General features: G+C 63.6%; 25 protein-coding genes. 19 read left to right on the forward strand and 6 right to left on the reverse strand.

The annotated features are described in order from the left end of the window. Positions 1-3 precede the first annotated feature (3 nt). Positions 4-1,548, reverse strand: a complete 1,545-nt coding sequence (locus I6L48_RS19545; RefSeq protein ID WP_216987622.1) for a sensor domain-containing diguanylate cyclase — start codon at positions 1,546-1,548, stop codon at positions 4-6. Positions 1,549-1,838: 290 nt separating this feature from the next. Here I6L48_RS19545 and I6L48_RS19550 point away from each other — a divergent pair, with 290 nt between their 5' ends. Beyond that, on the forward strand, positions 1,839-2,441 hold the full coding sequence (locus tag I6L48_RS19550; RefSeq protein WP_010673779.1) for a nitroreductase family protein: 603 nt from the start codon (positions 1,839-1,841) through the stop codon (positions 2,439-2,441). Between the two features lie 105 nt (positions 2,442-2,546). Next, complete coding sequence (locus I6L48_RS19555; RefSeq protein WP_254203224.1) at positions 2,547-4,007, forward strand: sensor domain-containing diguanylate cyclase; 1,461 nt, start codon at positions 2,547-2,549, stop codon at positions 4,005-4,007. A gap of 21 nt (positions 4,008-4,028) precedes the next feature. On the opposite strand, the gene I6L48_RS19560 is transcribed toward I6L48_RS19555, so the two are convergent. Next, positions 4,029-4,700 carry an HAD-IA family hydrolase gene (locus I6L48_RS19560; protein WP_113068851.1) on the reverse strand — a complete coding sequence of 224 codons (672 nt, stop codon included), beginning with the start codon at positions 4,698-4,700 and terminating at the stop codon, positions 4,029-4,031. After that, a complete protein-coding gene (locus I6L48_RS19565; RefSeq protein WP_113068852.1) occupies positions 4,697-4,921 on the reverse strand; it encodes a hypothetical protein in 225 nt (74 codons plus the stop codon). The genes I6L48_RS19560 and I6L48_RS19565 overlap by 4 nt, the downstream gene beginning before the upstream one ends. 114 nt (positions 4,922-5,035) lie before the next feature. Here I6L48_RS19565 and I6L48_RS19570 point away from each other — a divergent pair, with 114 nt between their 5' ends. Then, positions 5,036-5,917: a LysR family transcriptional regulator gene (locus I6L48_RS19570; protein ID WP_042879667.1), complete on the forward strand. Its 882-nt coding sequence runs from the start codon at positions 5,036-5,038 to the stop codon at positions 5,915-5,917. Between the two features lie 36 nt (positions 5,918-5,953). Here I6L48_RS19570 and I6L48_RS19575 read toward each other — a convergent pair whose 3' ends face one another. Together I6L48_RS19575 and I6L48_RS19580 are read right to left on the reverse strand one after the other, a co-directional pair. Further along, complete coding sequence (locus tag I6L48_RS19575; protein ID WP_045525613.1) at positions 5,954-6,529, reverse strand: cysteine hydrolase family protein; 576 nt, start codon at positions 6,527-6,529, stop codon at positions 5,954-5,956. A 141-nt stretch (positions 6,530-6,670) separates the two neighbouring features. Continuing rightward, entirely contained in the window at positions 6,671-7,834 is a 1,164-nt protein-coding gene (locus tag I6L48_RS19580) for an FAD-dependent monooxygenase (RefSeq protein WP_113068854.1), read from the reverse strand. A 224-nt stretch (positions 7,835-8,058) separates the two neighbouring features. On the opposite strand from I6L48_RS19580, the gene miaB reads away from it, so the two are divergent. The 5 genes from miaB to lnt all read left to right on the forward strand — a co-directional run bounded on the left by miaB (position 8,059) and on the right by lnt (position 13,749). Further along, a complete protein-coding gene (gene miaB, locus I6L48_RS19585; RefSeq protein ID WP_010673772.1) occupies positions 8,059-9,492 on the forward strand; it encodes a tRNA (N6-isopentenyl adenosine(37)-C2)-methylthiotransferase MiaB in 1,434 nt (477 codons plus the stop codon). 50 nt (positions 9,493-9,542) lie between these two features. After that, positions 9,543-10,601 (forward strand): PhoH family protein, encoded by a 1,059-nt coding sequence (locus tag I6L48_RS19590; RefSeq protein WP_113068855.1) that lies wholly within the window; start codon positions 9,543-9,545, stop codon positions 10,599-10,601. Further along, the gene (gene ybeY / locus I6L48_RS19595) at positions 10,598-11,062 is read left to right on the forward strand and encodes an rRNA maturation RNase YbeY (RefSeq protein ID WP_039041101.1); all 465 of its coding nucleotides are present in this window, start codon (positions 10,598-10,600) and stop codon (positions 11,060-11,062) included. Before I6L48_RS19590 ends, ybeY begins: the two co-directional genes overlap by 4 nt. 95 nt (positions 11,063-11,157) lie before the next feature. Further along, positions 11,158-12,039 carry a CNNM family magnesium/cobalt transport protein CorC gene (corC, locus tag I6L48_RS19600; RefSeq protein WP_010673769.1) on the forward strand — a complete coding sequence of 294 codons (882 nt, stop codon included), beginning with the start codon at positions 11,158-11,160 and terminating at the stop codon, positions 12,037-12,039. A gap of 180 nt (positions 12,040-12,219) precedes the next feature. Beyond that, positions 12,220-13,749, forward strand: coding sequence for an apolipoprotein N-acyltransferase (gene lnt, locus I6L48_RS19605; RefSeq protein WP_042014505.1), 1,530 nt, complete (start codon positions 12,220-12,222; stop codon positions 13,747-13,749). A gap of 85 nt (positions 13,750-13,834) precedes the next feature. On the opposite strand, the gene I6L48_RS19610 is transcribed toward lnt, so the two are convergent. Further along, positions 13,835-14,323 carry a zinc ribbon-containing protein gene (locus tag I6L48_RS19610; RefSeq protein ID WP_216987623.1) on the reverse strand — a complete coding sequence of 163 codons (489 nt, stop codon included), beginning with the start codon at positions 14,321-14,323 and terminating at the stop codon, positions 13,835-13,837. Between the two features lie 242 nt (positions 14,324-14,565). On the opposite strand from I6L48_RS19610, the gene leuS reads away from it, so the two are divergent. From leuS to I6L48_RS19665, 11 genes are all read left to right on the forward strand, one after another. Then, positions 14,566-17,142 carry a leucine--tRNA ligase gene (gene leuS / locus I6L48_RS19615; protein WP_052816023.1) on the forward strand — a complete coding sequence of 859 codons (2,577 nt, stop codon included), beginning with the start codon at positions 14,566-14,568 and terminating at the stop codon, positions 17,140-17,142. Between the two features lie 112 nt (positions 17,143-17,254). Then, positions 17,255-17,737 (forward strand): LPS assembly lipoprotein LptE, encoded by a 483-nt coding sequence (gene lptE / locus I6L48_RS19620; protein ID WP_010673765.1) that lies wholly within the window; start codon positions 17,255-17,257, stop codon positions 17,735-17,737. Positions 17,738-17,764: 27 nt separating this feature from the next. Next, on the forward strand, positions 17,765-18,799 hold the full coding sequence (gene holA, locus I6L48_RS19625; RefSeq protein WP_010673764.1) for a DNA polymerase III subunit delta: 1,035 nt from the start codon (positions 17,765-17,767) through the stop codon (positions 18,797-18,799). Then, entirely contained in the window at positions 18,793-19,446 is a 654-nt protein-coding gene (gene nadD, locus I6L48_RS19630; RefSeq protein ID WP_113068857.1) for a nicotinate-nucleotide adenylyltransferase, read from the forward strand. Before holA ends, nadD begins: the two co-directional genes overlap by 7 nt. 212 nt (positions 19,447-19,658) lie before the next feature. Then, positions 19,659-20,000, forward strand: a complete 342-nt coding sequence (gene rsfS / locus I6L48_RS19635; protein ID WP_113068858.1) for a ribosome silencing factor — start codon at positions 19,659-19,661, stop codon at positions 19,998-20,000. 21 nt (positions 20,001-20,021) lie between these two features. Beyond that, positions 20,022-20,489 carry a 23S rRNA (pseudouridine(1915)-N(3))-methyltransferase RlmH gene (gene rlmH / locus I6L48_RS19640; protein ID WP_005298242.1) on the forward strand — a complete coding sequence of 156 codons (468 nt, stop codon included), beginning with the start codon at positions 20,022-20,024 and terminating at the stop codon, positions 20,487-20,489. 64 nt (positions 20,490-20,553) lie between these two features. Continuing rightward, complete coding sequence (gene mrdA / locus I6L48_RS19645) at positions 20,554-22,467, forward strand: penicillin-binding protein 2 (RefSeq protein WP_010673761.1); 1,914 nt, start codon at positions 20,554-20,556, stop codon at positions 22,465-22,467. Then, on the forward strand, positions 22,464-23,567 hold the full coding sequence (gene rodA / locus I6L48_RS19650; protein WP_010673760.1) for a rod shape-determining protein RodA: 1,104 nt from the start codon (positions 22,464-22,466) through the stop codon (positions 23,565-23,567). The genes mrdA and rodA overlap by 4 nt, the downstream gene beginning before the upstream one ends. Beyond that, complete coding sequence (gene mltB / locus I6L48_RS19655) at positions 23,567-24,565, forward strand: lytic murein transglycosylase B (protein ID WP_048207098.1); 999 nt, start codon at positions 23,567-23,569, stop codon at positions 24,563-24,565. Before rodA ends, mltB begins: the two co-directional genes overlap by 1 nt. Next, positions 24,507-25,436, forward strand: a complete 930-nt coding sequence (locus I6L48_RS19660) for a septal ring lytic transglycosylase RlpA family protein (RefSeq protein ID WP_216987624.1) — start codon at positions 24,507-24,509, stop codon at positions 25,434-25,436. The genes mltB and I6L48_RS19660 overlap by 59 nt, the downstream gene beginning before the upstream one ends. Before the next feature lie 165 nt (positions 25,437-25,601). Further along, on the forward strand, positions 25,602-26,831 hold the full coding sequence (locus tag I6L48_RS19665; protein WP_039041110.1) for a D-alanyl-D-alanine carboxypeptidase family protein: 1,230 nt from the start codon (positions 25,602-25,604) through the stop codon (positions 26,829-26,831). Positions 26,832-26,958 lie beyond the last annotated feature (127 nt).

The raw sequence follows: 26,958 nt of genomic DNA on the forward strand, positions 1-26,958 counted from the left end.
CCGTCAGACAGATACTGTCACAACCTCCCCGTCAACGGGCGACGACGCCGCCAGATGCCAGCAATCCCGCCCCTGGTGCTTGCTCTCGTACAGGCAGGCATCCGCCCGCTCGAGCAGCGTCAGGGCATCATCCGGATAGCGCGCGCCGCCGGCACTCAGGGTGATGGCGTCGGCGAACTCCCGCCATTTCAGGGCCTTCACCCGACCGAGCAGGTGGGTCAGGCGGCATTCCACCTCCGCCTGCTCCCAGGGCAGCAAGGCCGCAAATTCATCGCCCCCGATGCGGTAGACCTGCTCATCCCCCAGGGTTCTCGCCATGATGGTGGCTACCCGAAACAGCACCGCATCCCCCACACCGTGTCCCCAGCTGTCGTTGACGCGCTTGAAGTTGTCCACATCGAACAGCACCAGCCAGTAGGGCCTCCCCGCCTGCTCCAGCCCCGCCCGCTGCTGATCGAAGGCTCGCCGGTTCAGGATGCCGGTGAGAGGGTCGTGGAGCAGGGCATCCTGCCCTTGCAGCAGGCTGTTTCGCACCTGTTCTATCTCCCCCAGGCTGCCGTGCACGAACCAGGTTCGCTGACGCCGCTGGATCTCCTTTCTCGCCTCATCCTGGATGAGGCCGCTTAGCGAGCCCTGCACCAGCGCCTGCTCCTGGCGAAAGATCCGCACCAGAAACCACAGGCTGCACAGCCAGATGCAGAGCAATGCCAGGGCGGGCAGCACCACCATCAACAGGGTGTCTTGCAGGTTTTCATGAAAATGGGAGGGGGGGAGATAGACGTTGAGATCCCACTCCATCCCCTCCAGAGCGTGTTGCAGGTGGCGACCTGCCCAGAACCCGTCCAGGCCGACCGCCTGCGTCTCCCGCTCGAGGCGGGGCGGCAACAGCGACAAATTGTGCCCCACCACCAGCTTGCCGCCCTTGCGCTCGGTGATGTAGAGGGCCACCGGATCCTCACCCACCGCCCGGTGCAACGCCCCCTGCAAGGCGCTGAACGACATGTCCACCATCAGCAGCCCAAGCAGTTGCCCCTCATCATCCTTGACCCGCTTGATGAGGGTCAGTACCTCTCCGGCCGAATCGAACTCCGGGTAGGGACCGAACCAGACGAGATCATCGCCCTCGCCGGACAGGGTCTGGTACCAGGGCCGCGCCTGTGCCCGGTAGCCCTCCGGTTGCTGCCAGTCGGGATAGCCGTCGAGCCGATGGGTGCGCGCATTGTAGAAATAGAGGAAGTGGGCGTCGTACTTGAACTGATGGGCAATGGGCCAGATGGGATTGATGGCCGATGCCCCGGCAGCGATGGCCTGCTTGTCCAGGGACGCCTCCAGCACGCCAAGCTGGCGGCGGTTGTCCTGCGCCATGTCCTGGAACAGGGTGGCGTCGAGGGCGGCCAGCATGTGACCGTAACCCGCCACCGTCTTGTCGATGCTGCTCAGGTAGCTGGCTGCCGCCAGCAACAGGGTGGCGATCAGCACCAGCCCTCCCAGGAGAAGCGACAGCGGAGTCAGTATGTAATAGCGTTCCTTGATCAGCGCCGCCGTCATGCCACCCTCTATAAAATGTCATATTTTATGAATTTTATAGATTAAAAATCTGCAAAAGATATTGATTGAAGTCATTAACATCCACTGCTAATGATAAAAAAGATATCAAGGTGTCTCGCGGCCATATTCACATCCGTCATGTGAATATCCATAAAAAGTAGAAACAGTCATTACTCGTCGTTGACGGTTTATTGCCCGCAAGGTGTTATAGTCGATGACTCGAGAAATCGGAGCCAGATGACCTTTGTCGGCAACGCTGGCGGTGATGATTCATCAACCAAGGAGATGTTATGAGCAGTCCGTTTATCGAACAGATCAAAGCACGTCGTACCATCTATGCCCTGGGCAACCGGGTGACCCACTCCGAGGCCCAGCTGACCGCCCTCATCAAGGATGCCGTCAAGCACAGCCCCTCTTCGTTCAACTCCCAGAGTTCCCGCGCCGTCATCCTGTTCGGCGAGCAGCACCACAAGCTGTGGGACATCGTCAAGGCGGAGCTCAAGAAGATAGTGCCGCCGGAGGCCTATCCCCAGAGTGAAGCCAAGATCAACGGCAGCTTCCGCGCCGGGGCTGGCACCGTGCTCTTCTTCGAAGACACCGCCGTCATCGAGGATCTTCAGCAGAAATTCGCTCTCTATGCCGACAACTTCCCCATCTGGTCCGAACATGCCACCGGGATCGCCCAGTTCGCGGTCTGGACCACCCTGGCCCAGGAGGGCATCGGCGCCTCCCTGCAACACTACAACCCGCTCATCGACGATGCGGTCCGCAAGGAGTGGGACCTGCCCGCCAGCTGGCTGCTCCGTGCCCAAATGCCTTTTGGCAGCATAGAGCAACCTGCCGGCGACAAGACCTTCATCGACGACGACGTGCGTTTCCGGGTCTTCAAGTAAGCCTTCACGCCCCCTCCACCAGGGGGCGTTTTCATCTCGCACTCGTTCACCCTTGTCACGTGCCAGCCATACTCTGAGCAAACCCTCTCTTGTCAGGAGGTCCCCATGGGGGACATCGCACGCCAACGTACCTCATGCACATTGACGCCCTTGTCCGCTCTGTTGTGTGTCGCCGCCCTGGTACTGCTGTTCTCGCTGATCGGCATCTTCACCCGCCCCCCCAACCTGCTGGCGGCCTTCTGGCCTGCCAATGCGGTCCTGCTCGGCTGCATGGTGCGCTATCCACGCCTGGCCACCCCGGCGGGCTGGGCCGGCGGCATACTGGGCTTTTTTCTCGCCGCCCTCTTCACCGGCGAGCCCCTGTTCAAAACCATCCTGCTGACCTGCGGCAACCTGGCCGGCATCGGCGTCGGGTATCTGCTGATGCATCGGCTCGCGCCTGCCGACAAGCTCCTCAGGCGCCCCACCTCCCTCGTGCTCCTGCTGCGAAACACCCTGGCCGCCTCCCTCGCTGCCGGCGTGGTCGGCGCCATCATCAATCCCATCCTGTCTCTGGGCCCCCCGCTCTACGGGCTGGGCTTCTGGTTTGCCAGCGAGCTGGTGAACTACATGACCATACTGCCGGTGCTCCTGACACTGCCTCCCCATGACAGCGTGCCCCCCTGGCGTACCCTCCTCTATCGCACCGAGTTCTCCTGGGCCGGATTGATGCCGTTGCTGAGCCTGGTGGCCTCCCTGCTGCTCACCCTGCTCATCGAGGGGCCGGGATCCATCGCCTTCCCGGTACCGGCACTGCTCTGGTGCGCCGTCACCTACTCCGTCTTCGCCACCAGCCTGCTGACCCTGAGTTACAGCACTCTGATCCTGATCGCCCTCTCAAACGGCCACCTCGTCATCAATCACGATGTCCAGACCCAGTACTGGATGTTCTCCGTCCGGATAGGGGTCATGCTGATCGCTCTCACCCCCCTGACCGCCGCCAGCATCATGGCGGCCCGCAACAGCCTGCTGCGGGAGATGAAACACCTGGCCCACCACGATCACCTGACCGGTGCGCTGAACCGGGCCGGCTTCTGGTCGGCCGCCAACGAACTGCTCCAGCACCTCACGGTGCAGCGCTACCCTGTGGCGATCTGCATGCTGGACATCGATCATTTCAAACGCATCAATGATCGGCACGGTCACGAAGAGGGGGACAACCAGTTGAGCGGCTTCGCGGCCCGGGTGCGCGACCAGCTTCGACCGGGGGACCTCTTCTGTCGCCTGGGGGGAGAGGAATTCGTGGCCATCTTGCCCGGCCTCAGCGAGGAGCAGGCCATGGCGGTGGCCGAGCGGCTGCGAAAAATCGTCGCGCAGCCAGGGGAAGAAAAGGGAGCCGAGCCCGCCGTCTGCATCACGGTCAGCATCGGTATCGCCTCCCAGAGAGAGGGCCCCTTCAATCTGGACGAGCTGCTCTCTCGCGCCGATCAGGCGCTCTATCTGGCCAAGCACAATGGCCGCAACCGGGTGGAACGCTACTCGCCTGAGCAGGCTTCCCCCAGCGTCGGGCAATCTTGCGGCACCTGAATGGCGTGGCTCTTGTCGTCATCATCCGGCCTCTGCCGGCAGCGGGGCGGGCAGATGAAGATGGAGCCCGTCCGATGCCACCTCGATCTCGATCCCGCGCCAGTCCCGCAGCCAGCCCTTGAGCCTGTCGTCATACCGCCTTGTTCCCCCCATCTTCACCACCTGGCAACCCGCCTGCAGGGCGCTGGCGATGCCCGCTGGCGCATCCTCGAACACCAGGCAATCGGCCGGAGCCAGTCCCAACCGGCTGGCAGCCAGCAAATAAGGCTCGGGATCCGGCTTGCCCCGTACCACATCCCCGGCGCACACCAGGAGACGGGGCAGCGGCAATCCGGCGTGCAGCAGCCGGTGCTCTGCCACCCTCCGGCTTGCGGAGGTCACCAGCGCCCAGTGCGTCGGCGGCAGCTGTTCGAGCAGTCGCCGGACACCGTCCAGGGGCATCGGCGCCGCAGCGTATTCCATCTCCAGATCGTCGAGCAGGGCCACCTCCACCGCCATGTCCAGCTGGGGAGCCAGGGCCCCTATCACCTCCCGTGAGCGCACGCCGTGACACATGGCGAGCACGGGAGCGGGATCCAGCCCATGGTGCTGACACCAGCGCCGCCACACGACTTCCACGTCGCCGGTGGAGTGGACCAGGGTCCCGTCCATGTCCAGCAGCAGGGCCGCGGCCCTCACGCGCACCGCGCTCACAGGGCTCTCTCCGCCAGCGCATCGGCGAAGACCTGCCGCTGGGCAGCGGCCTCGTAACAGGCGAGCGCCTGCTCCGCATTGCTGGCCCACACCGGCAAGGGGGCGACGACGAACCCCTGCTGCAACAGGCTGGTCAGCAGCTCCCCGGTCTCCGGTGCGGCCAGCGGCTGAGCCATCACCAGGCTCCCCTTGATCAAGAACAGATAGCGTTCGCTCGACATGACATGACTCCTTGTGGCTGAACAGCGGGCAAGCAGGCCCGTTTCGAGACCATTAGAACAAGGAAATTAGATAATTTATAATCAATAAATCGCCACATTTGATAACCAAATGGAATGAGATTCGACCTGAGACAATTGCAGGCCTTCGTCATGCTGGCCGAGAGTGCCAACTACCGGGAGGCGGCCAGCCGGCTTTTTGTGACACAACCGGCCCTGACCAAGCAGATCCAGGGGCTGGAGCAGGCCCTCGGCAGCACCCTGTTCAACCGGGGCCGCCACGGGGCCGAGCTGACCGCCATCGGCCTCCAGTTGCTGCCCCAGGCCAGGGCTCTGGTGGATCACGGCAAGGGATTCGAGCGGCATGCCCTGGCGTTGGCAAGCGGTGCCGCCGGGCGCCTCAACATCGGGTTCGGGCTCTCCAGCTTCGCACTGGCCCCCTCCCTGGTGGCCCGTTTCAAACAGCAGGCCCCCGACGTGCTGGTCCACCTGCGGGACACCACCTCCGCCATCCAGCAGGAGCACTTGCTGGCGGGTCGGCTGCAACTGGGCTTCATGCGACGGCCTGATGCGCCGCAGCTGAGGGAACACAGGCTGCTGACGGACAGACTGGTCCTGGCCGTCCCCACCCGGGTGGCAGGGCCGGACTTCGACCTGGAGCGAGCGCTGATCCGCGATCCCTTACTGCAGATGGTGGGCCATCGCTGCCCGGGTCTCAGCCAGCAGATCGCCCGCTTTCTCGGCGCCAACCGGCTGACCGGTCTCATCCAGGAGGCGGAAGACATCCAGACCCTGGTGGCCCTAGTGGCCGCCGGTATCGGCAACGCCATCCTGCCGCGCAGCGTGGGGTTCATCGCGGGCAAGGAGGTGACCCTCTACCCCCTCTCCGGCCCCTGGTCGGAATGGGAAATCAGCCTGGTGTGGAACCCGGAATTTGCCGATCCCATTCGGGATCGCTTCCTCGCCATGGTGAGAGAGACGCACCCCGAGCCCGCATGAGGTGCATGAGATGCCTGCTGGAGGAGATGGCCGGGCTCAGTCCCGTGCCGCCAGCTCCGCGACCTTGATGATCTCGGCAATACGACCGAGCATGCGCAGGGAAGCCTGGTGTTCTGCGGCATCCGCCGCCGCGCAGGCATCCTCCAGGATGGTGATGGCGTAGTCCCGATCGTGGCCATCTCGCACCGCCCCCTGAATGGCCCAGCTGGTGCTCACGCCGCACACATAGAGATGCTCGATGCGATTGGCCCGTAGCGCAGGCTCCAGCGCCGTGCCGTAGAAGGGGCTGACTCTGGGTTTGGTCAGCACCAGATCCCCGGGTTGCACATCGAGTTCCGGGTGAAAGTCGGTGCCGCTGTCGGCCAGGGAGAGGGCCCCGAACTGCCGGGCACGGCCAAACATGGGGGAGCCCTTGGGTTGCAGCAGATAGCCCTCGTCAAACCCCACCTTGATGAGCACCACCAGCCAGCCGTGAGCGCGGGCATGAGCCAGCGCTTGGTTGGCGTGCGCAATGGCGTCCTGCTCGATCACCTGGGCCGCCGAGGCGGCGATGCGCCCGTCCGGGTGGGCGATGTCGTTGATGAAATCGATCACCAGCAATGCCTTGTTCATGGTGTACTCCCCCCCTTGCCTGAGGCCGTTTTGCCCCTGCGCCGCCAGGATCACTCCTCGCGGCCATATAAAAAACCGGCTGGCACCATCACACGGATTGATATGCCATCCGATTGGCACCTGGCAGTGCCACGCACTGCCTCATACCAGCCCAAGCGCATAGCGTAGCGCCATCTCCTTGAGGGGGCCCGCCTTGTCCGCCAGATTCAGCGCCAGGTTGCGGGCAAGCCTGAGGGGGCCTATCTCGTTGCTGAAGACCCCGTAGAAGAGATCCATCCCCGATTGCATCAGCAGGTTGTCAGGGCGGCGTCGTCTCTCGTAACGCCCGGCCAGCGCCAGCTCGTGCCACTGTGCCCCCGCCTTGCCGAGCAACTCGGCCCAGCAGGCCACGTCCTTGAAACCGAGGTTCACCCCCTGCCCCGCCAGCGGATTGATGGTGTGGGCCGCATCCCCGAGCAGCACCACTCGCCCGGCGTGATAGTCGTTGGCGTGGCGGCGCACCAGGGGGAAGCTCCCCTTGGCCGTCACGGTGAAACCGCCAAGGCGGCTCGGGAAGTGGCGGCGCACCTCGACGGCCAGGGCCTCGTTGCTCATGGCGGCCAGCGCCCGGATGCGGGCCGGGCTGTCATACCAGACCAGGGAGCCATGGCGGCCCGGCAGCGGCAGGAAGGCGCGCGGGCCACTCGGGGTGAACTGCTGCCAGGTGATGTCTTCCTGGGCAAAATCGGTGTCGATGTTGATCAGCATGCAGTGCTGGCGGTACTCGAAACGCGACACCCCGATGCCGGCCAATCGCCGGGTGTGGGATTCGGCACCGTCGCAGGCCAGCACCCAGCGCGCCTGCAGCTCGGTGCCGTCATCCAGGGTCAGCACGGCGTCATCCGCACTCTGGCGCAGGCTCGTCACCGCCGCCGGGGTATGGGTCTGGATGGTCGGGAAATCCTCCATCCTTTTCAGGAGCGCGAGCTGGATCAATCGGTTCTCGATGATGTAGCCGAGCTGGGGCAGCCCGAGATCCACCGCGTCGAAGCGGGTAGCGAAGCCGTCCAGCTCCCAGGTCTCCAGCCGGCGATAGGGGCACAGCCGCATCTGCTGCAGATATTGCCAGGCACCGGCCCGGGTCAGCAGCGCCACCGAGGCCTGACTGATGGCGGAAACCCGCAGATCCAGCGGCTGCTCGGGGGCATAGGGCTCGGGCAACCGGGTCTCGATGACCCGAATCGAGAGCCCCTCTGCCGCCAGCAGGCAGGCGGTGGCGGCGCCCACCATGCCGGCGCCGACGATGGCGATATCACACTGTTCCATAACTTGATTCCTGCAAGGAGTCCCCGCGATAAGGGGCAAGGGCCGAACCGAATGGGGCATGATAACGCAAGGAGGCGGCAGAAACAGTGAGAGGGATGCGCAATTACCGACGACAAGCCGGCCCTGATGGCGGCGGGCGGCCCCAGACTGGTCAGCACCGGGATTGCGGAGTAAAATGGTCGGTCCTTTGACCCTGCCGATTTCAAAACCAGTCACGAGAAGCAATGAGCAAGAAACTTCATATCAAGACCTGGGGCTGCCAGATGAACGAGTACGACTCGTCCAAGATGGCGGACCTGCTGGATGCCAGCAATGGCTACACGCTTACCGAGGAGCCGGAAGAGGCAGATGTGCTGCTGCTCAACACCTGTTCCATCCGCGAGAAGGCCCAGGAGAAGGTGTTCCACCAGCTCGGTCGCTGGAAGAAGCTCAAGGCGAAAAAACCGGGGCTGGTGATCGGGGTGGGCGGCTGCGTCGCCTCCCAGGAAGGGGAGAACCTGCGCAGCCGGGCGCCCTATGTGGACATCGTCTTCGGACCCCAGACCCTGCACCGCCTGCCGACCATGATCAAGCAGGTGCAGGAGGGGCGCGGTGCCCAGGTGGACATCGCCTTCCCCGAGATCGAGAAGTTCGACAACCTGCCCGAACCCCGTGCCGAGGGGGCGACCGCCTTCGTTTCCATCATGGAAGGCTGCTCCAAGTACTGCTCCTTCTGCGTGGTGCCCTACACCCGTGGCGAGGAGGTGAGCCGACCGCTGGATGACGTGCTCTATGAAATCGCCCAGCTCGCCCAGCAAGGGGTGCGCGAAGTGAACCTGCTCGGCCAGAACGTCAACGCCTACCGGGGGCCGACCTTCGACGGGGAGGTCTGCACCTTCGCCGAACTGCTGCGCCTGGTGGCTGCCATCGACGGCATCGACCGCATTCGCTACACCACCAGCCACCCGGTCGAGTTCACCGACGACATCATCGAGGTCTATCGTGATACCCCCGAGGTGGTCAGCTTCCTGCACTTGCCCATCCAGAGCGGCTCGGATCGCATCCTGACCATGATGAAGCGCCCGCACACCGTGCTGGAGTACAAGTCCAAGATCCGCCGCCTGCGCGCCGTGCGTCCCGACATCACCATGAGCTCCGACTTCATCGTCGGCTTCCCGAACGAGACGGACGAAGACTTCGAGGCCACCATGAAACTCATCGAGGAGATCAACTTCGACATGAGCTTCAGCTTCATCTACAGCCCGCGCCCCGGCACCCCGGCCGCAGACCTGCCCGATGACGTCGACATGGAAGTGAAGAAGGCCCGCCTGACTCGACTGCAAAACCGCATCAATCACCAGTCCATGCTCATCGGCCGCGCCATGCTGGGCTCGGTGCAGCGCATCCTGGTGGAGGGACCCTCCAAGATGGATCCCATGCAGCTCAGTGGCCGCACCGAGAACAACCGGGTGGTCAACTTCGAGGGGCCGCACCGCCTCATCGGCGGCTTCGCCGACGTGGAGATCACCGACGTACGCCCCTACTCCCTGCGCGGCCGCTTCATCCGCGGCGAGGACGAAATGAACCTGCGCATCGCCACGGCTCCGAGCGAGATCCTCGCCCGTCGTCCTGACAACGTGCCCGATGATCTGGGCGTTGCGGCCTTCAGACCCCATTGATGACTCTCTCCCCCGCCCCCTGGCGGGGGAACAACCGATAAGAGGACACCTTGAGCCGAAACATCTCCACCCTGAATCTGCATCTGGAACCCGCCGACAACCAGCGCCTCGCCAGCCTGTGCGGACCCTTTGACGACAACCTCAAGCAGCTGGAGCGCCGTCTCGGCATCGAGATAAGCTACCGGGACAACCACTTCCAAGTGATCGGCAAGCAGGCCCAGGTGGAGGCGGCTGCCGTCATCCTCAAGCACCTCTATGTGGAAACCCAGCCCCTCAAGGGGAGCAAGGTGAGCGACATCACCCCCGAGATGGTGCACCTGGCGGTGCAGGAGTCCCGCGTGCTGGAGCAGGACGACGAACCTGCCCCTTCCCTGCCCTACGGCAAGGAGGTCACGGTCAAAACCAAGCGCGGTCTCATCAAGCCCCGCAGCCCGAACCAGGCCCAGTACATCGCCAATATCGTGCGCCACGACATCAGCTTCGGCATCGGGCCCGCCGGGACCGGCAAGACCTATCTCGCCGTGGCCGCCGCCGTGGATGCCCTGGAGCGCCAGGAGATCCGCCGCATCCTGCTGACCCGCCCGGCGGTGGAAGCCGGTGAGAAGCTCGGCTTTCTGCCCGGCGATCTTTCCCAGAAGGTGGACCCCTACCTGCGCCCCCTCTACGACGCCCTGTTCGAGATGCTGGGCTTCGAGCGGGTGGAGAAGCTGATGGAGCGCAACGTCATCGAGGTGGCGCCGCTTGCCTACATGCGCGGCCGCACCCTCAACGACGCCTTCATCATCCTGGACGAGGCCCAGAACACCACCACGGAACAGATGAAGATGTTCCTGACCCGCATCGGCTTCAACTCCAAGGCGGTGGTGACCGGCGACATCACCCAGGTGGACTTGCCCCGCAGCACCAAATCCGGTCTGCGCCACGCCCTGGAGGTGTTGCAGGGGGTCGATGGCCTCTCCTTCAACTTCTTCGAGTCCAAGGACGTGGTGCGCCATCCCGTGGTGGCCCGCATTGTGCAGGCCTACGAGGCATTCGATGCCCAGCAGGCGGCCGAGAAGAGCGCAGCCACTCCCCGCAACGAGAACACCAGCAAAGAGAGTGCCCAATGAGCGTGACCCTGGATCTGCAACTGGCCTGCGCCAGCCCGGACGGCCTGCCGACCGAGGCCCAGCTGCAAGGCTGGCTCGACGGCACCATTCTGGGCTTCCAGCCCGAGGCCGAGGTGACGGTGCGCCTGGTGGACGAGGCGGAGAGCCGCGAGCTCAACCACACCTATCGCGGCAAGGACAAGCCCACCAACGTGCTCTCCTTCCCCTTCGAGGCGCCACCGGGTCTCGAGCTGCCCCTGCTCGGGGATCTGGTGATCTGCCGCCAGGTGGTCGAGGCCGAAGCCGTCGAACAGGGCAAGCCCCTGATGGCCCACTGGGCTCACATGGTTGTGCATGGCAGTCTGCATCTGCTAGGTTATGACCATATCGAGGACGAGGAAGCCGAGGAGATGGAGCAGCTCGAGCGCGACATCATGCAGGAACTGGGCTTCGCCGATCCTTATCTGAACGACGAAGAGTAACGAACCGGATGGTCATCGTCTTGAAACAGCCGATGCCCATCCTCATATAGCCACAACGATTTCAAGTGTGTTCATACGAGTAACCAAGAGAGAAAATGACCGACGATCACCCTAGTACCGGCTCGCCGAAGAAAACCTGGCTCGACAAACTCAGCCAACTCTTCCAGGGCGAGCCAAAAGACCGCAATGATCTGGTAGAGGTCATCGCCGATGCCGAAGAGCGGGACCTCATCGATCAGGACACCAAGGACATGATCGAGGGCGTGCTCGAAATTGCCGAGCTGCGCGTGCGTGACATCATGATCCCCCGCTCCCAGATGGTGACCATCGAGAAGTCCCAGCCGGTGGACGAGTTCCTGCCGGTCATCATCGAATCCGGCCACTCCCGCTTCCCGGTGATCAACGAAGACAAGGATCACGTGGAGGGCATCTTGCTCGCCAAGGATCTGCTGCCGTTCGGTTTTGGCGGCCAGCATGCCAGCGAACCGCTCCAGCTGGAGAAGATCCTGCGTCCCACGGTGATCGTGCCGGAGAGCAAGCGGGTCGATCGCCTGCTCAAGGAGTTCCGGGAAGAGCGCTACCACATGGCCATCGTGGTGGACGAATTTGGCGGTGTCTCTGGCCTCGTGACCATCGAGGACATTCTGGAGCTCATCGTCGGCGAGATTGACGACGAGTTCGACGACATCGAGGACGAGCCGGAAGAGATCCGCCGCATCAGCAAGCGGGTCTTCTCGGTGAGCGCGCTGACAGAGATCGAGGACTTCAACGACTTCTTCGGCACCCAGTTCAGCGATGAAGAGGTGGACACCGTCGGCGGTCTGGTGATGCACGCCTTCAGCCACCTGCCCAAGAAGGGGGAAGAGATCGAACTCGACGGCTACCTGTTCAAGGTGATGCACGCCGATCGCCGTCGCCTGCAACAGTTGCAGGTGAAGATCCCCGAGCATCATGCGGCGGCGCAGCCGGAGTCCTGATCCCGCCCAGCACCACGCACATCCCGCGCCCCTCTCGTCAGGGGCGCTTTTTTTACCTCTCTCCCGCCGCGCGACCGCCCCTGGGCCCACGCCGACCGCGAGGCTCGCCGTTGACCCGGTTTGCGGTTAAGATGTCGGCCATTGTGTTTCCATTCAGTCCAATTCGAGCCCCGATCCCCCGTGAAATCGAAACTCCTGACCAGCCTGTTTGCCATTGCCAGCGGCGCCATCGCCGTGTTGGCCTTCTCCCCTTTCGGCTACTGGCCCCTGGTGATCCCCTCCCTGCTCGGCCTTTACGCCCTGCTGGACAAGGCCACCCCCAAACAGGCAGCCTGGCGAGGCTTCGGCTACGCCATGGGTCTGTTCCTGCCCGGGCAGTGGTGGATCCACGTCAGTATGACGGAGTTTGGCGGCATTCCGCTGCCAGCCGCCTTCGTGCTGCTGGCCGGGCTCTGCGCCTATCTCTCCCTCTATCCGACCCTGGCCTGCTGGCTCTTCGCCCGCTTCTTTGCCGGCCGCCACTGGAGCCGCTGGCTGCTCGCCTTCCCGGCGCTCTGGCTGATGGCCGACTGGTTGCGGGGCTGGGTGATGACAGGCTACCCCTGGCTCTGGTTCGGCTACACCCAGATAGACGGCCCCCTCAAGGGCTTCGCTCCCCTTCTCGGGGTGCAGGGCATCACCCTCGCCCTGCTGCTCACCGCCTCCGCCCTCTGGCTGGTATGGCAACACCGCAAGCCGGCCTGGCTGCTGCTCCCCGTCGCCCTGGTGGGCGCCGCCCAGGGGCTGATGCAGCTCAACTGGGTGACCCGGGGTGAACCGGTCAAGGTCGCGCTGGTGCAGGGCAACATCGAGCAGTCCCTCAAGTGGGATCCGGAGGCCCTGGTGCCGACCGTGCGCAAGTATCAGGATCTCAGCCGCGAGAACCAGGATGCCGACATCATCGTCTGGCCGGAGTCCGCCATCCCGGCCATCGAGAAGGAGATGGGTACCTATCTGGAGAGCCTGGACAAGGCGATGAAGGTGAACGACACCGGCCTGCTGGCGGGGATCATCCATTACGATCTGAAACAGCAGCGCTTCTTCAATACCGTGCTCGGCATGGGGGTACAGGATGCTGAGGGCAAGGAGTCCTACTACTACGAGCACAAGAACCGCTACTACAAGTACCACCTGCTGCCCATCGGCGAGTTCGTGCCCTTTGAAGATCTGCTGCGTCCCATCGCCCCCTTCTTCAACCTGCCCATGTCCTCCTTCAGCCGGGGTGACGAGGTGCAGCCGAACCTGATCGCCAAGGGGCTCAAGTTTGCCGCCGCCATCTGTTACGAGATCATCTTCCCGGACGAGGTGCGCCGCAACGTGCAGCCGGATACCGACTTCCTGCTGACCGTCTCCAACGACGCCTGGTTCGGCACCAGCATCGGCCCCTGGCAGCACATGGAGATCGCCCGCATGCGCGCCCTGGAGCTGGCCCGCCCGCTGCTGCGCGACACCAACACCGGCATCACCATCGTCACCGAAATAGACGGCAGCATCATCGCCCAGATCCCGCAGTTCGAGGCTGGAGTATTGCGTGCCGAGGTACGCCCCGCCCACGGCCAGACCCCCTATCTGCGTTTTGGCAGCTGGCCCATGTATGGCCTGGCCGCCGCCCTGCTGGGGCTGGCCCTGTGGCTGCGCCCCCGCGCCCACCCCTGGGCGCGCAAGGGCTAAGACCACACAACCCCGATAAACAAAAGAGGCGCCCTTGGGCGCCTCTTTTTATGGTTTGGCTTATGGCTTAGCACAGTCTGGCGGCTCAAGGAGACAGCGGCTCGCGATGATATTCATCGGCCCCGCACTCGGGGCAGGTGCCAAGCTGCTCCGGGTGCAGCACGGTATGGCGCCACTCGCAGTGATCGCACACCAGCACCCCGAGTCCCACCCAGTCCCCCGCCCGGTAGACCCCCTTGTGCTCCAGCTCGTCCGCCAACTCCTGCCACTCCACCTGGGTGCGGTCGGTCACGTCTGCCAGCCAGGACCAGGCGGTGTCCTTGAGCGCCAGCATGAAGGCAGACTCCTCCACCTGATCATCCTTGCGCCCTTCGTCATAGTTACCCAGATCCCGCTTCACATACTCGGCGATGAGCGCCAGCTCGTCCTGGGTCAGATCCCCGGCCGCCTCCAGATAGGCCTGCACCTTGGCGATCATCCGGTTGAGGCGCTCTCCCTGAAACGCTTCCGTCTCTTCCCACTGCTTCTTGAGCTGGGCGATAAAGGCTTCATACCCTTGTCGATGTTTGTCCATGGCCATCACTCCTCTGCTGAATCCCGATCGAGCCAGACCCTGACCTCGGGCTCGGCGGATACGGGCGGCGGTTGCCATTCTCACTTCATTGCGACTCTCGCGGCTCTGCAAATCCTCGCGGGTACCGGACCTGGCCCGAGACCGGGCGGATGCTGGCGGTTGTTGCCGCCGCAGGATATGGGTATTCTATCGGGATTTCCCAGCCGTTTTATCTATTCATTTCACAGATCCGGATGTCACCAATGCAAGAGCAATACGTTCCCCAATCCATAGAACCAGCAGTGCAGAAGCACTGGGATGCCAAGAAAACCTTCAAGGCGGTGGAGAAAGTAGACAAGGAAAAGTTCTACTGCCTCTCCATGTTCCCCTATCCGTCTGGTCGTCTACACATGGGGCACGTTCGCAACTACACCATAGGTGATGTGATCTCCCGTTATCAACGGCTCAATGGCAAGAACGTGCTGCAACCCATCGGTTGGGACGCCTTCGGCCTGCCGGCAGAAAACGCCGCCATCAAGAACAACACGGCGCCGGCTCCCTGGACCTACGAAAACATCGAATACATGAAGAACCAGCTGAAGATGCTGGGTCTGGGCTATGACTGGGATCGGGAGCTGGCCACCTGCAAGCCGGACTACTACCGCTGGGAGCAGTGGTTCTTTACCAAGCTCTACGAGAAGGGCCTGGTCTACAAGAAGACCTCCTCCGTCAACTGGTGCCCGAACGACATGACGGTGCTGGCCAACGAGCAGGTAGTGGACAACTGCTGCTGGCGCTGTGACACCCCGGTGGAGCAGAAAGAGATCCCCCAGTGGTTCATCAAGATCACCGACTACGCCGAAGAGCTGCTGAACGATATCGACAATCTGGAAGGCTGGCCGGAGATGGTCAAGACCATGCAGCGCAACTGGATTGGCCGCTCCGAAGGGGTCAACATCAGCTTCAATATCGACGGTCAGGCCGAGCACCTCGAGGTCTACACCACCCGTCCGGACACCTTCATGGGTGTGACCTATGTGGGCATCGCCGCCGGTCACCCGCTGGCGCTGCAAGCAGCCCAGAACAATCCGGAGCTGGCCGCCTTCATCGAAGAGTGCAAGAACACCAAGGTAGCCGAGGCTGAACTGGCCACCATGGAGAAGAAGGGCATGGCCACCGGCCTCTACGCCATTCACCCGCTGGATGGCCGCAAGGTGCCGGTCTGGGTCGCCAACTTCGTGCTGATGAACTACGGCACCGGCGCCGTGATGGCGGTACCGGGTCACGACCTGCGTGACCACGAATTCGCCACCAAGTACGGCCTCGAGATCAAGCCTGTCATCAAGCCGGTTGATGGTGACGTCGACGTGAGCGAAGCGGCTTATACCGAGAAGGGCGTGCTGTTCAACTCCGGCGAGTTCGACGGCCTCGACTTCCAGGGTGCCTTCGATGCCATCGCCAACAAGCTGGAAGGGCTCGGCAAGGGCAAGCGCACCGTCAACTACCGTCTGCGCGACTGGGGGGTTTCCCGTCAGCGCTACTGGGGTGCCCCCATCCCGATGCTGACCCTGGCTGACGGTACCGTGGTGCCGACCCCGGAAGATCAACTGCCGGTACTGCTGCCGGAAGACGTGGTGATGGATGGCATCCAGAGCCCGATCAAGGCCGACGCAGAGTGGGCCAAGACCACTTACAACGGCCAGGAAGCGTTCCGCGAGACCGATACCTTCGACACCTTCATGGAGTCCTCCTGGTACTACGCCCGCTACTGCTCCCCGGACTACGACAAGGGCATGCTGGATCCGGCGGCTGCCAACCACTGGCTGCCGGTGGATCAATACATCGGCGGCATCGAACACGCCTGTATGCACCTGCTCTATGCCCGCTTCTTCCACAAGCTGCTGCGTGATGCGGGCCTCGTGAACAGCGACGAGCCGTTCAAGCGCCTGCTCTGCCAGGGCATGGTGCTGGCCGACGCCTTCTACTACAAGGATGAGAAGGGCGGCAACGTCTGGGTCAGCCCCCTCGACGTCAAGGTGGAACGTGATGACAAGGGCCGCATCACCAAGGCGGTCGACCTCGAAGGCCGTGAAGTGATGCACTCCGGCATGACCAAGATGTCCAAGTCCAAGAACAACGGCATCGACCCGCAACTGATGGTGGAGCGTTACGGCGCCGATACCGTCCGTCTGTTCATGATGTTCGCCTCTCCGGCCGAGATGACCCTGGAGTGGTCCGACTCCGGCGTAGAGGGTGCCCAGCGCTTCCTGCGTCGCCTGTGGCGCATCACCTTCGAGCACGTATCCGGTGGCGCCGTTGCCGCACTGGACGTCGCCGCCCTCACCAGCGACCAGAAAGCCGTGCGCCGCGAGCTGCACAAGACCATCGCCAAGGTGAGCGACGACGTGGGTCGCCGTCAGACCTTCAACACCGCCATCGCTGCCATCATGGAGCTGATGAACAACCTGGCCAAACTGGGCAGTGACGCTCAGGATCGCGCCCTGATGCAGGAAGCGCTGGAAGCGGTCGTGGTCATGCTCTACCCCATCACCCCGCACATCGGCTTCGAGCTGTGGAAAATGCTGGGCAAGGAAGGGGACATCGATGTCGCGGCCTGGCCGGTGGCTGACGAAGCGGCCATGGTCGAGACCGAGAAGCTGGTGGTGGTGCAGATCAACGGCAAGATGCGCGGCAAGCTGACCGTGCCGGCCGAGATAAGCCAGGCCGACGTCGAGAAGCTGGCCATGGCCGATGCGTCCGTACAGAAGTTCACCGACGGTCTGACCGTGCGCAAAGTCGTGTACGTGCCGGGCAAACTGCTCAACATCGTGGCCAACTGATGACGCCTCCCCTGGCGGCGGCCGACGGTCCGGGCCAGGGGCTGACGACACACGGATGATGACGGCGGGCCCTGCGCCCGCCGCTCTTCCCTTCATGCAAAGAGGATTTTTTATGGGCACCATCTTCACGCGCTGGATGGCCATCGTGCTGGCAGGACTGTTGCTGCAGGCCTGCGGTTTTCAGATGCGGGGCACCGCCATTCCCCCCGAACTGATGACCATGAAAGTGGTCGGTGACAACAAGAGCGACTTCTACCGACTGGTCACCACCCGTCTCAAGGCCGCTGGCGTGCAGCTCGCCGACAAGGAGGGCATACCGGTGCTGACCCTGGCCGGGGTACGTAGCCGCAGCCAGGTCGCCTCCGTCGACTCCATCGGCCAGGACCGCGAATACCTGCTGAGTTACAGCACCCAGTTCACCGTGGTCATGCCGGGCAAACCGACCCAGGTCTTCCCCATCACCTTCAACCGCAGCTTCCTGAACAAGCCGGATGCGGCACTCGCCTCCTCCCGCGAGCAGGAGCAGCTGGGCAAGGAGATGCAGGAGCAGGCCGCCAACCTGGTTATTCGCCAGCTCAGTCAGGTCAAGTTCTGATGCGCGTATCTTGATGAGAGGGTGTTGATGAGAGTCTATCCCGAGCAGTTTGCGGATCATCTCAAGGCAGGGCTCAAGCCCTGCTATCTCATTTTTGGGGACGAGCCCCTGCTCAAGCTGGAAGCCGTCGACGCCGTGCGCCAGGTGGCACGCAAACAGGGCTTCGATGAACGCCACAGCTTCGTGGTGGAACAGGGGCTGGACTGGAACCAGGTCTACGATGCCTGCCAGGCCATGAGCCTGTTCTCGGCCCGCCAGATCATCGAGCTGGAGCTGCCCGCAAAGATCGACAAGGATCTCGCCGCCCGCATCAGCGACATTGGCAAGCAGCTCCACCCCGACCTGCTGCTGGTGCTCTCGGGCCCCCGCCTCAACCAGACCCAGATGAAGGCGGCCTGGTTCGACAAGCTGAGCCAGAGCGGCACCTATGTGCCGGTCAACCACCCCGAACCCCGCTTCTTCCCGCGCTGGATGAGCGCCCGCTTTCAGCGCTTCGGCCTCAAGGCGCTGCCGGATGCGGTCAACTTCATGTGCCACGCCTACGAGGGCAACCTGCTGGCCGCGAGCCAGGAGATCGAGAAGCTGACCCTGCTCTCGCCGCCCCAGCCCATCAGCGTCGCCTATCTGCAGGAGACCATCATCCGCCACGCCCACTTCACCCCCTTCCAGCTCGTCGATACCCTGCTGGAAGGAAAGGTGAACCGGGCCCAGCGCATCCTGCTGGCCCTGCGCGCCGAGGGCACCGAACCCGGCATGCTGGCCTGGACCCTGTGCCGCGAACTGGAGCAGCTCACCGAGCTGGCGCTGGCCGCCCGCGCCGGACAGCCCCTGGTGGAGCATTTCAGCCGCCTGCGCATCTGGCAGAGCCGTCAACAGCTCATCCAGCAGGCGCTGACCCGGCTTCCCTTCCCCAAGATCCGGCAGCTCTGGCAACTGATGGCCCAGCTGGACCATGCCCAGCGCCATTTCGACACCGAACAGGCCTGGCTGATGCTGCAAACCATCGCCCTCGGCTTTCGTGACGGAACCCCGCTCCCCCTGCTGGAGACGGAATCATGCTGACACCGCCCATCGGGATCCTCGGCGGCACCTTCGATCCCATTCACATCGGCCACCTGAGACCCGCCATCGAGGCCCGGGAGGCCCTGGGTCTGGCCGAGGTGCGCCTGCTCCCGAACCATATCCCGCCCCACCGGGCCAATCCGCTCTGCTCCAGCGAGCAGCGGCTCGCCATGGTCCGGCTCGCTGCGGCGGACAACCCGGGATTCGTGGTGGATGAGCGGGAGCTGAAACGCAACACTCCCTCCTGGACCATCGACACCCTTGTCGAGTTGAGGAGCGAGCTGCCGGACACCCCGCTCTGCTTTTTGATGGGGATGGATTCCCTGCTCGGCCTGCCGGGCTGGCACCGCTGGCAGGAGCTGCTCGATTACGCCCATCTGGTGGTGAGCTGCCGCCCAGGCTGGCAACCGGATTATCCCGTCCAGGTGGCCGAGCTGCTGGCCCGCCACCAGACCCGGGACATTCAGGATCTCCATCGCCAGCGCCACGGTCATGTCTGGCTTTGTGACAACCTGCCCGTCGAGCTGTCGGCCACACGCCTGCGTGCCCTGCTCGCGGCAGGCCAGGATCCCAAATACCTGCTGCCCAACCCGGTCGCCGACTATATCCGGCGCCACGGGCTCTACCGCTCATCGGCAACGCAGTAAACGGCGCCACGCAGGCGGGTCAGCCGACACGTCCGGGCGCACCGGGCCCGGCCCTGACTATTGCCAGGCCGGGTTGCACACTATAGTGATCGTCAAGGGGCCCCTCCCCCACGGGACGCCTCCCCGGGCGATGCTCCCTTTGCCAGGCTGGGAAACGGGAGTGACCATGATATAATCCGCCGCCCTCTGGCGCCGGAAGATAGGAGAAGACATTGCAAGGCCAAGAATTGCTCGCCTTTATCGTCGACAAGATCGATGACATGAAAGGCCGCGACATCATCACCCTCGATGTGCGCGGCAAATCCAGCATCACGGACACCATGATCATCTGCTCCGGCAACTCCAATCGTCACGTCAGTGCCATCGCCCACAACCTCGCCAGCGAGGTCCGTCATGCGGGGCTCGACCTGCTGAGCGTGGAGGGGGAACTCACCGGTGAGTGGGTGCTGGTGGACATGGGGTCGGTCATCGTCCACGTGATGCAGGATGAGTACCGCGACTTCTACCAGCTGGAAAAACTCTGGAGCGGCGCCGCCCAGGTCAATTCGCAATAAAGGGCGACAGCGTAACCAAAGATGAAGATCCAGTTGATTGCCGTGGGCACCAAGATGCCTGCCTGGGTAGAGCATGGCTTCGAAGAGTACCGTCGCCGCTTCCCCAAAGACATGCCGTTCGAGCTGGTCGAGATCGGCGCAGGCAAGCGCGGCAAGAATGCCGATATTCCCCGCATCCTGCAAAAGGAAGGGGAAGCCATGCTGGCCGCCGCCGGCCGCTCCCGCATCGTGACCCTGGACATTCCGGGCAAGCCCTGGACCACGGAGCAGCTCGCCGTGCAACTGGAAGCCTGGAAGCTGGATGGCCGGGACGTGGCACTGCTGGTGGGTGGCCCGGAGGGGCTCTCCCCCGAGTGCAAGGCTGCCGCGGAACAGAGCTGGTCGCTCTCGCCCCTGACCCTGCCCCATCCCCTGGTGCGGGTACTGGTGGCCGAGAGCCTCTACCGCGCCTGGAGCATCACCACCAATCACCCTTATCACAGAGAGTGACCCATGCCGACCCTGAGCATGCATTTCTCCTCTCTCACCCGCACGTCAGCCACAAGGTAACGGCATGCTGAAGAATCGCATTGAAATGCGCGATCACAGTGCCGAGGGACGTCTGTTCTTCCGGCGCACCCTGGTCGCCTACATCGGCATGGTCACCCTCATGCTGGTGCTGCTGGCTAACCTCTACTACCTGCAAGTAGAGTCTTACGAAACCTATCAGACCCGATCCAACGACAACCGCATCCGTGTGGTACCGGTGGCGCCGCCCCGTGGCCTCATCTACGACGCCAACGGTGTCCTGCTGGCGGAAAACCGCCCTGTCTACAGCCTGGAGATCGTGCCCGAAGAGACCGAGAACCTGGAGAAGACCGCGGACGACCTCATCACCCTGCTGGCCCTGCCGGAGGGGACCAAGGAGAAGTTCCTGGCCGAGGTCAAGCGTCAGCGCCGCTTCAAGCCCGTGCCCCTGTTCGAGAAGCTGACCGAATACCAGGTCGCCCTCTTCTCGGTCAACCAGCACAACTACCCGGGGGCCAGCATCGAGGCCTACCTCAAGCGCTACTACCCGTTCGGCGACACCCTGACCCATGCCCTGGGCTACGTGGCCAAGATCAACACCCGTGACGTGGAGCGCCTCGAGAAGGAGGAGAAGCTCGCCAACTATGCCGCCACCAAGGACATCGGCAAACAGGGGGTGGAGAAGTACTACGAGGATCAGCTGCACGGCGTGGCAGGTTATCAGGAGGTCGAGGTGAACAACCGCGGCCGGGTGGTGCGCACCCTGAAATTCCAGCCCCCCGAGCCCGGCAAGGACATCTACCTCAACATCGACATCCGCCTGCAGTTGAAGGCCCAGGAGCTGCTGGCCGGCCGCCGGGGCGCCATCGTGATGATGGAACCCAACACCGGCGCCATCCTGGCCATGGAGTCGAGCCCGAGCTACGACCCCAACCTGTTCGTGACCGGCATCTCCAGCGCCAACTACTCGGCGCTGCTCAACGATCCCGCCCGGCCGCTGGTGAACCGCACCACCCAGGGCATCTATGCCCCCGCCTCCACCGTCAAGCCCATGATGGCGGTGATGGGGCTCAACGAGGGGGCGATCACTCCCAATTACCGCTACTTCGGCGGGCCCAGCTTCTCCATCCCGGGCACCACCAAGAAGTTCCGGGACTGGCGCCGCTGGGGCCACGGCTGGCTCGACGTCTATCGCGCCATCGAGGTCTCGGCGGATACCTATTTCTACGATCTCGCCTACCGGGTCGGCATCGACAAGATCAACAGCTACATGACCAAGTTCGGCTTCGGCCAGTACAGCGGCGTGGACCTCTATGAAGAGACCCGGGGCGTCATGCCCTCCCGGGACTGGAAGATGGCCCGCTGGCGTCAACCCTGGTACCAGGGGGACACCATCTCCATCGGCATCGGCCAGGGCTACTGGAGCGCCACCCCGATCCAGCTCGCCAAGGCCATCAGCATCCTGACCCAGAACGGTCACGACGTGACGCCGCACCTGCTCAAGAGCACCGCCTCGTCCGATGGCGTGGTCAACGCCCCCATCAACCCGAACGTGGCCATCGCCGCCAAGAGCGATACCTACTGGCAGGTGGCCAAGGACGGCATGTGGCGCGTCATCAACGGCCACGAAGGGACGGGGCGCCGCGCCTTCGCCAATACCCCCTACAAGGCGGCGGGCAAGTCCGGCACCGCCCAGGTTGTGGGCCTGAAAGAGAACCAGGTCTACAACGCGGCCACCACCAAGGTGGAGCACCGCGACAACGCCCTGTTCGTCGCCTTCGCCCCCTTCGAGGCACCCAAGGCGGTGGTCGCCCTGGTGCTGGAGAACGCCGGGGGCGGCAGCGCCATGGCGGCACCGGTCGCCCGCCACATGCTGGATGCCTATCTGCTGCCGCCGGAACCCCAGTTGCCACCGGCACCGGAAAAGCCGTCCCAACCGAGTGAGGTCGTTTCCCAATGAGTAATTCTGCCCGCCAGCAGAGCATCTGGTACAAGCTGCACATCGACCTGCCGCTGCTGCTCGGCCTGCTGACCCTGATGGCCCTCTCCATGGTGGTGCTCTACTCCGCCTCGGGCCAGGATCTCGACTCCATCGTGCGCCAGCTGGTGCGCGGCGCCCTGGCCTTCGGTCTGATGATCGGCATGGCCCAGCTGCCGCCCTCCCTCTATGCCCGCTGGTCGGTGCCCCTGTTTGCGGTGGTGGTGCTGCTGCTCATCGCGGTGGACGTGTTCGGCCATATCGGCAAGGGGGCCCAGCGCTGGCTCGATCTCGGCTTCATGAAGTTCCAGCCCTCCGAAGTGATGAAACTCTCCATGCCCATCATGGTGGCCGCCTGGCTCAGCCGGCACTCCCTGCCGCCAAAGTTCAGCCATGTGATGATCGCCCTGGTGATGGTGCTGCTGCCCACCCTGCTGATCGCGGCCCAACCCGATCTCGGCACCTCCATCCTGGTAGCCGCTTCCGGCTTCTTCGTCATCTTCCTGGCGGGGATCAGCTGGTGGCTCATCGGGCTCGCGGTCTTGCTCATCTGCGCCTTCATGCCGGTACTCTGGTTCTTCCTGATGCACGACTACCAGCGCCAGCGGGTGCTGATGCTGCTGGACCCGGAGAAGGACCCGCTCGGTCGCGGCTATCACATCATCCAGTCCAAGATTGCGATCGGCTCCGGCGGCGTGTTCGGCAAGGGGTGGCTGCAAGGCACCCAGTCCCAGCTCGAATTCCTGCCAGAGCGCCACACCGACTTCATCTTCGCCGTCTTCAGCGAGGAGTTCGGTCTGGTGGGCGTGGCCCTCTTGCTGGTCATCTACCTCTACATCATCAGCCGCTGCCTGTTTATCTCCATGCAGGCCCAGAACAGCTTCGAACGCCTGCTGGGGGGCGCCCTGACCCTGACCTTCTTCGTCTATGTGTTCGTCAACATGGGCATGGTAAGCGGCATCCTGCCGGTGGTAGGGGTTCCCCTGCCACTGGTGAGCTACGGCGGCACCTCCATGGTAACCCTGATGGCGGGCTTCGGCGTTCTGATGTCCATCCAGACCCACAGGCGGCTGCTCGCCTGATGCGGCTCGGCTGGCTGGCTCTATCTCTGTGCACCTTGACGGCGGGTGCTGCCGTCTCGCCGGCCCGGCTCAGCCTGCTGGCCGAGCAGCAGCAGGTACCGCTGGCAGAGTTGCAGGCCGCCGCCGCCCAAGCCAGCCTGCGCCAGGAGGTGCTGGACACCATCCGCCGCCCCTGGGAAGCCAAGCCCTGGCACCGCTACAGGCCGCTGTTCGTCACCCCGGAGCGCATCCGGGACGGAGTGGGATTCTGGCAGCGCCATGCCGCCACCCTGGCACGGGCCGAGCAGACCTACCAGGTCCCCGCCTCCCTCATCGTCGCCATCATCGGCATCGAGACCTTTTACGGTCGACAGATGGGGCGCCACCCGGTGCTCGACAGCCTCTACACCCTGGGATTCCACTACCCCGAACGGGCGGATTTCTTCGCCAAGGAGTTTGCCCAGCTGGTGCTGCTTGCCCGGGAAGAGAAGTGGCCGCTCACCACCCTCAAGGGCTCCTATGCCGGTGCCATGGGCATGGGCCAGTTCATGCCCTCCAGCTACCGCCACTACGCGGTCGACTTCGACGGAGACGGCAAGCGGGATCTCTTCGCCAACCCGGCAGATGCCATCGGCAGCGTGGCCAACTACTTCGCCCTGCACCACTGGCGCTGGGGCGAGCCGGTGGTGGAGCCCGCCTTGATCGGATTGGCGCCAGTAGGTACCCTGCTTGCACCCGAGCCCGAGCTAAGACACCGCTGGGCAGATCTGGCCGCTGCGGGCATTGAAGTCGCCACACCGCCGTCACCCGAGACGCCGGTAAAACTGCTGGCGATGGAGCAGGCCGAAGGACCGGAATACTGGGTCGCGCGCCACAATTTTTACGTGATCACCCGCTACAATCGCAGCCCTCTCTATGCGATGGCGGTGCATCAACTCAGTCAAGCAATCCAGGACGCTTATGCATTACAGCCACAAACTTCTTCCCCTCAGCCTGACCTTGTTGCTGGCCGCCTGTAGCAGCCAACCCGAACCCCAGCCGCTGCCGCCAGAGCCCGTCCCCCAGGAGAAGCCCCAGGTCATCGAGATCCCCCAGGCGACCGGCGCCATTCCCCGCCCCGAACCCATGAGCGAGAGCGGCAACCGGGACTACTGGATCGGCAAGCAGAAGTTTGAGGTGTGGCGCGACGTCAAGCACTACAGCGAGGAAGGCACTGCCAGTTGGCTCTCCCGGGATCTGGACGGCAACAAGACTGCCAACGGTGACGTGCAGAACAGCACCCTGTTCAGCGCCGCCCACCGCAACCTGCCCCTGCCAAGCTACGTGCGGGTCACCAATCTGGACAACGGTCTGGAGACCATAGTTCGCGTCAATGATCGCGGCCCCTTCGGCAGCGATCGCCTCATCGATCTCTCCCACGCCGCCGCCGCGCAGCTGGAGATGGTGGAAGGGGGTGAGGCCCGGGTGCGCCTCGAACTCATCACCGATCAGCCGGATCAGATGGTGGAGATGGTGCCCATGACCCCGATGACGCCCATGGAGCCTGCGGCGCCAGCCGCCAATTCCTTCGTGAACGAGACGCCGGCCCCCACGGCACCGGCCAAGGCCGCCCCTGCTCCTGCTCCTGCCGCTACGGCGACCACCACCGTCTCCCCCCCCAAGGCCGGTGCGACCCAGGGCAAGATGATCCAGGTGCTCGCCAGCGGCTCGCAGGCGCGGGCTGAGGCCATGGGCAAGGTAATGACCCAGCGCTATGGCGTGCCGTACCAGGTGGTGGCACATGGCGCCGTCTTCCGCGTCCTGCTCGGGCCCGTGGCCAGCGACAAGCAGGCCCCCCTGCTCGAGCAGATACGCCAGGGCGGGTTGGAGCAGGCCTTCATCGTGCCCTGATACCCGCCCCGGCCTCGCGCCGGGATACGACGCGAGGTCGGGGGCCATCCCATAAAATCCCGTCCAGGTCGCATCTCGGACTATGACCGACACGCACATCTGGTATAGTGGGGCCCGCTTTTTTTCAACTTGGGTACATCCCATCCAGGCACCAGGAATTTCAAGATGTCCAAATTTGCCCGCTCCGTTATTCTGGCCTCCCTGTTAAGCGCCACCGCTCAGGCCAACCAGCCTGTTCCGACCCCGGATTCGGCCCTGCCGAGTGCCCAGCCGGTCCCCACTTTGAACAGCGCCCCCATGGTGGTGCCTGCCGCGCCCGAGATCTCCGCCAAGGCCCACATCCTGATCGACTACTTCTCCGGCCAGGTGCTGGCCGAGCAGAACGCCGACGAGCGTCTGCCCCCCGCCAGCCTGACCAAGATGATGACCTCCTACATCGTCGGCGACGAGCTGCACAAGGGGAACATCAAGGGCACCGACATGGTGACCATCAGCCAGAACGCCTGGTCCAAAAACTACTCCGACTCCTCCAAGATGTTCATCGAGGTGGGCAAGCAAGTCTCCGTCGATGATCTCAACAAGGGCATCATCATCCAGTCCGGCAACGACGCCTGCGTCGCCATGGCCGAGCACCTGGCGGGCAGCACCGACTCCTTCGCCAGCCTGATGAACGCCTGGGCCGCCAAGCTCGGCATGAAGGACTCCCAGTTCAAGAACCCCCACGGCCTGGATGAAGAGGGCCACTACAGTACCGCCCGCGACATGGCCCGCCTGGGTCAGGCTCTGATCCACGATCAGCCGGAGGAGTACAAGATCTACTCCCAGAAGTCCTTCGTGTTCAACGGCATCACCCAGCACAACCGCAACCGCCTGCTGTGGGACCAATCCCTGCAGGTTGACGGCATCAAGACAGGCCACGTCAGCCAGGTAGGCTACAACCTGGTCTCTTCCGCCACCAACAACGAAGGCATGCGCCTGATCGCCGTCGTCATGGGGGCCAACAGCGAGGCTTCTCGCGCCGCCGAGAGCAAGAAGCTGCTCACCTACGGCTTCCGCTTCTTCCAGAGCCTGACCCCCTACAAGGCGGGCACCGAACTGGTCACCCAGAAGATCTGGATGGGCGACAAGTCTGAAGTGAAGCTGGGGGTCGACAAGGACGTCTCCGTGCTGGTCACCCGTGGCCAGGGCAACAACCTCAAGGCGGACTTCCAGCTGGAGAGCGAGCTGAAGGCGCCCCTGGCCAAGGGCCAGCGCGTCGGCACTGTGTACCTCAAGCAAGGGGACAAGGAGATCAAGCAGGTTCCCCTGGTTGCCCTGGAAGAGGTGCAGGAAGGTGGCCTGATGAGCCGCCTGTGGGATTACCTGGTGATGCTGGTCTCCAGCTGGTTCAAGTAACAGACCCTTCCTCAAGCAGCGGCGCCAACAGGCGCCGCTGCTGTCTTTTGCGGTCTGTCCAGTCAATAACCCTGTAATCTGCAGGTTCCGCCGACTGACGATTTGTGGTAAAAAGCAGCATTTCCAC

Origin of the sequence: Aeromonas sp. FDAARGOS 1418 (assembly GCF_019048585.1) — a bacterium.
GTDB classification, from domain to species: Bacteria; Pseudomonadota; Gammaproteobacteria; order Enterobacterales; family Aeromonadaceae; genus Aeromonas; species Aeromonas caviae.

Bases quoted from the DNA above. Each gene is read 5' to 3' on its own strand.
- leuS (WP_052816023.1), top strand. From the start codon at position 14,566: ATGCAAGAGCAATACGTTCCCCAATCCATAGAACCAGCAGTGCAGAAG.
- rlmH (WP_005298242.1), top strand. From the start codon at position 20,022: ATGAAGATCCAGTTGATTGCCGTGGGCACCAAGATGCCTGCCTGGGTA.
- ybeY (WP_039041101.1), top strand. From the start codon at position 10,598: ATGAGCGTGACCCTGGATCTGCAACTGGCCTGCGCCAGCCCGGACGGC.
- corC (WP_010673769.1), top strand. From the start codon at position 11,158: ATGACCGACGATCACCCTAGTACCGGCTCGCCGAAGAAAACCTGGCTC.
- nadD (WP_113068857.1), top strand. From the start codon at position 18,793: ATGCTGACACCGCCCATCGGGATCCTCGGCGGCACCTTCGATCCCATT.
- I6L48_RS19550 (WP_010673779.1), top strand. From the start codon at position 1,839: ATGAGCAGTCCGTTTATCGAACAGATCAAAGCACGTCGTACCATCTAT.
- I6L48_RS19610 (WP_216987623.1), bottom strand. From the start codon at position 14,323: ATGGACAAACATCGACAAGGGTATGAAGCCTTTATCGCCCAGCTCAAG.
- I6L48_RS19580 (WP_113068854.1), bottom strand. From the start codon at position 7,834: ATGGAACAGTGTGATATCGCCATCGTCGGCGCCGGCATGGTGGGCGCC.
- rodA (WP_010673760.1), top strand. From the start codon at position 22,464: ATGAGTAATTCTGCCCGCCAGCAGAGCATCTGGTACAAGCTGCACATC.
- mltB (WP_048207098.1), top strand. From the start codon at position 23,567: ATGCGGCTCGGCTGGCTGGCTCTATCTCTGTGCACCTTGACGGCGGGT.
- I6L48_RS19665 (WP_039041110.1), top strand. From the start codon at position 25,602: ATGTCCAAATTTGCCCGCTCCGTTATTCTGGCCTCCCTGTTAAGCGCC.
- lptE (WP_010673765.1), top strand. From the start codon at position 17,255: ATGGGCACCATCTTCACGCGCTGGATGGCCATCGTGCTGGCAGGACTG.
- miaB (WP_010673772.1), top strand. From the start codon at position 8,059: ATGAGCAAGAAACTTCATATCAAGACCTGGGGCTGCCAGATGAACGAG.
- I6L48_RS19570 (WP_042879667.1), top strand. From the start codon at position 5,036: ATGAGATTCGACCTGAGACAATTGCAGGCCTTCGTCATGCTGGCCGAG.
- holA (WP_010673764.1), top strand. From the start codon at position 17,765: ATGAGAGTCTATCCCGAGCAGTTTGCGGATCATCTCAAGGCAGGGCTC.
- I6L48_RS19545 (WP_216987622.1), bottom strand. From the start codon at position 1,548: ATGACGGCGGCGCTGATCAAGGAACGCTATTACATACTGACTCCGCTG.
- I6L48_RS19565 (WP_113068852.1), bottom strand. From the start codon at position 4,921: ATGTCGAGCGAACGCTATCTGTTCTTGATCAAGGGGAGCCTGGTGATG.
- I6L48_RS19575 (WP_045525613.1), bottom strand. From the start codon at position 6,529: ATGAACAAGGCATTGCTGGTGATCGATTTCATCAACGACATCGCCCAC.
- I6L48_RS19660 (WP_216987624.1), top strand. From the start codon at position 24,507: ATGCATTACAGCCACAAACTTCTTCCCCTCAGCCTGACCTTGTTGCTG.
- mrdA (WP_010673761.1), top strand. From the start codon at position 20,554: ATGCTGAAGAATCGCATTGAAATGCGCGATCACAGTGCCGAGGGACGT.
- I6L48_RS19555 (WP_254203224.1), top strand. From the start codon at position 2,547: ATGGGGGACATCGCACGCCAACGTACCTCATGCACATTGACGCCCTTG.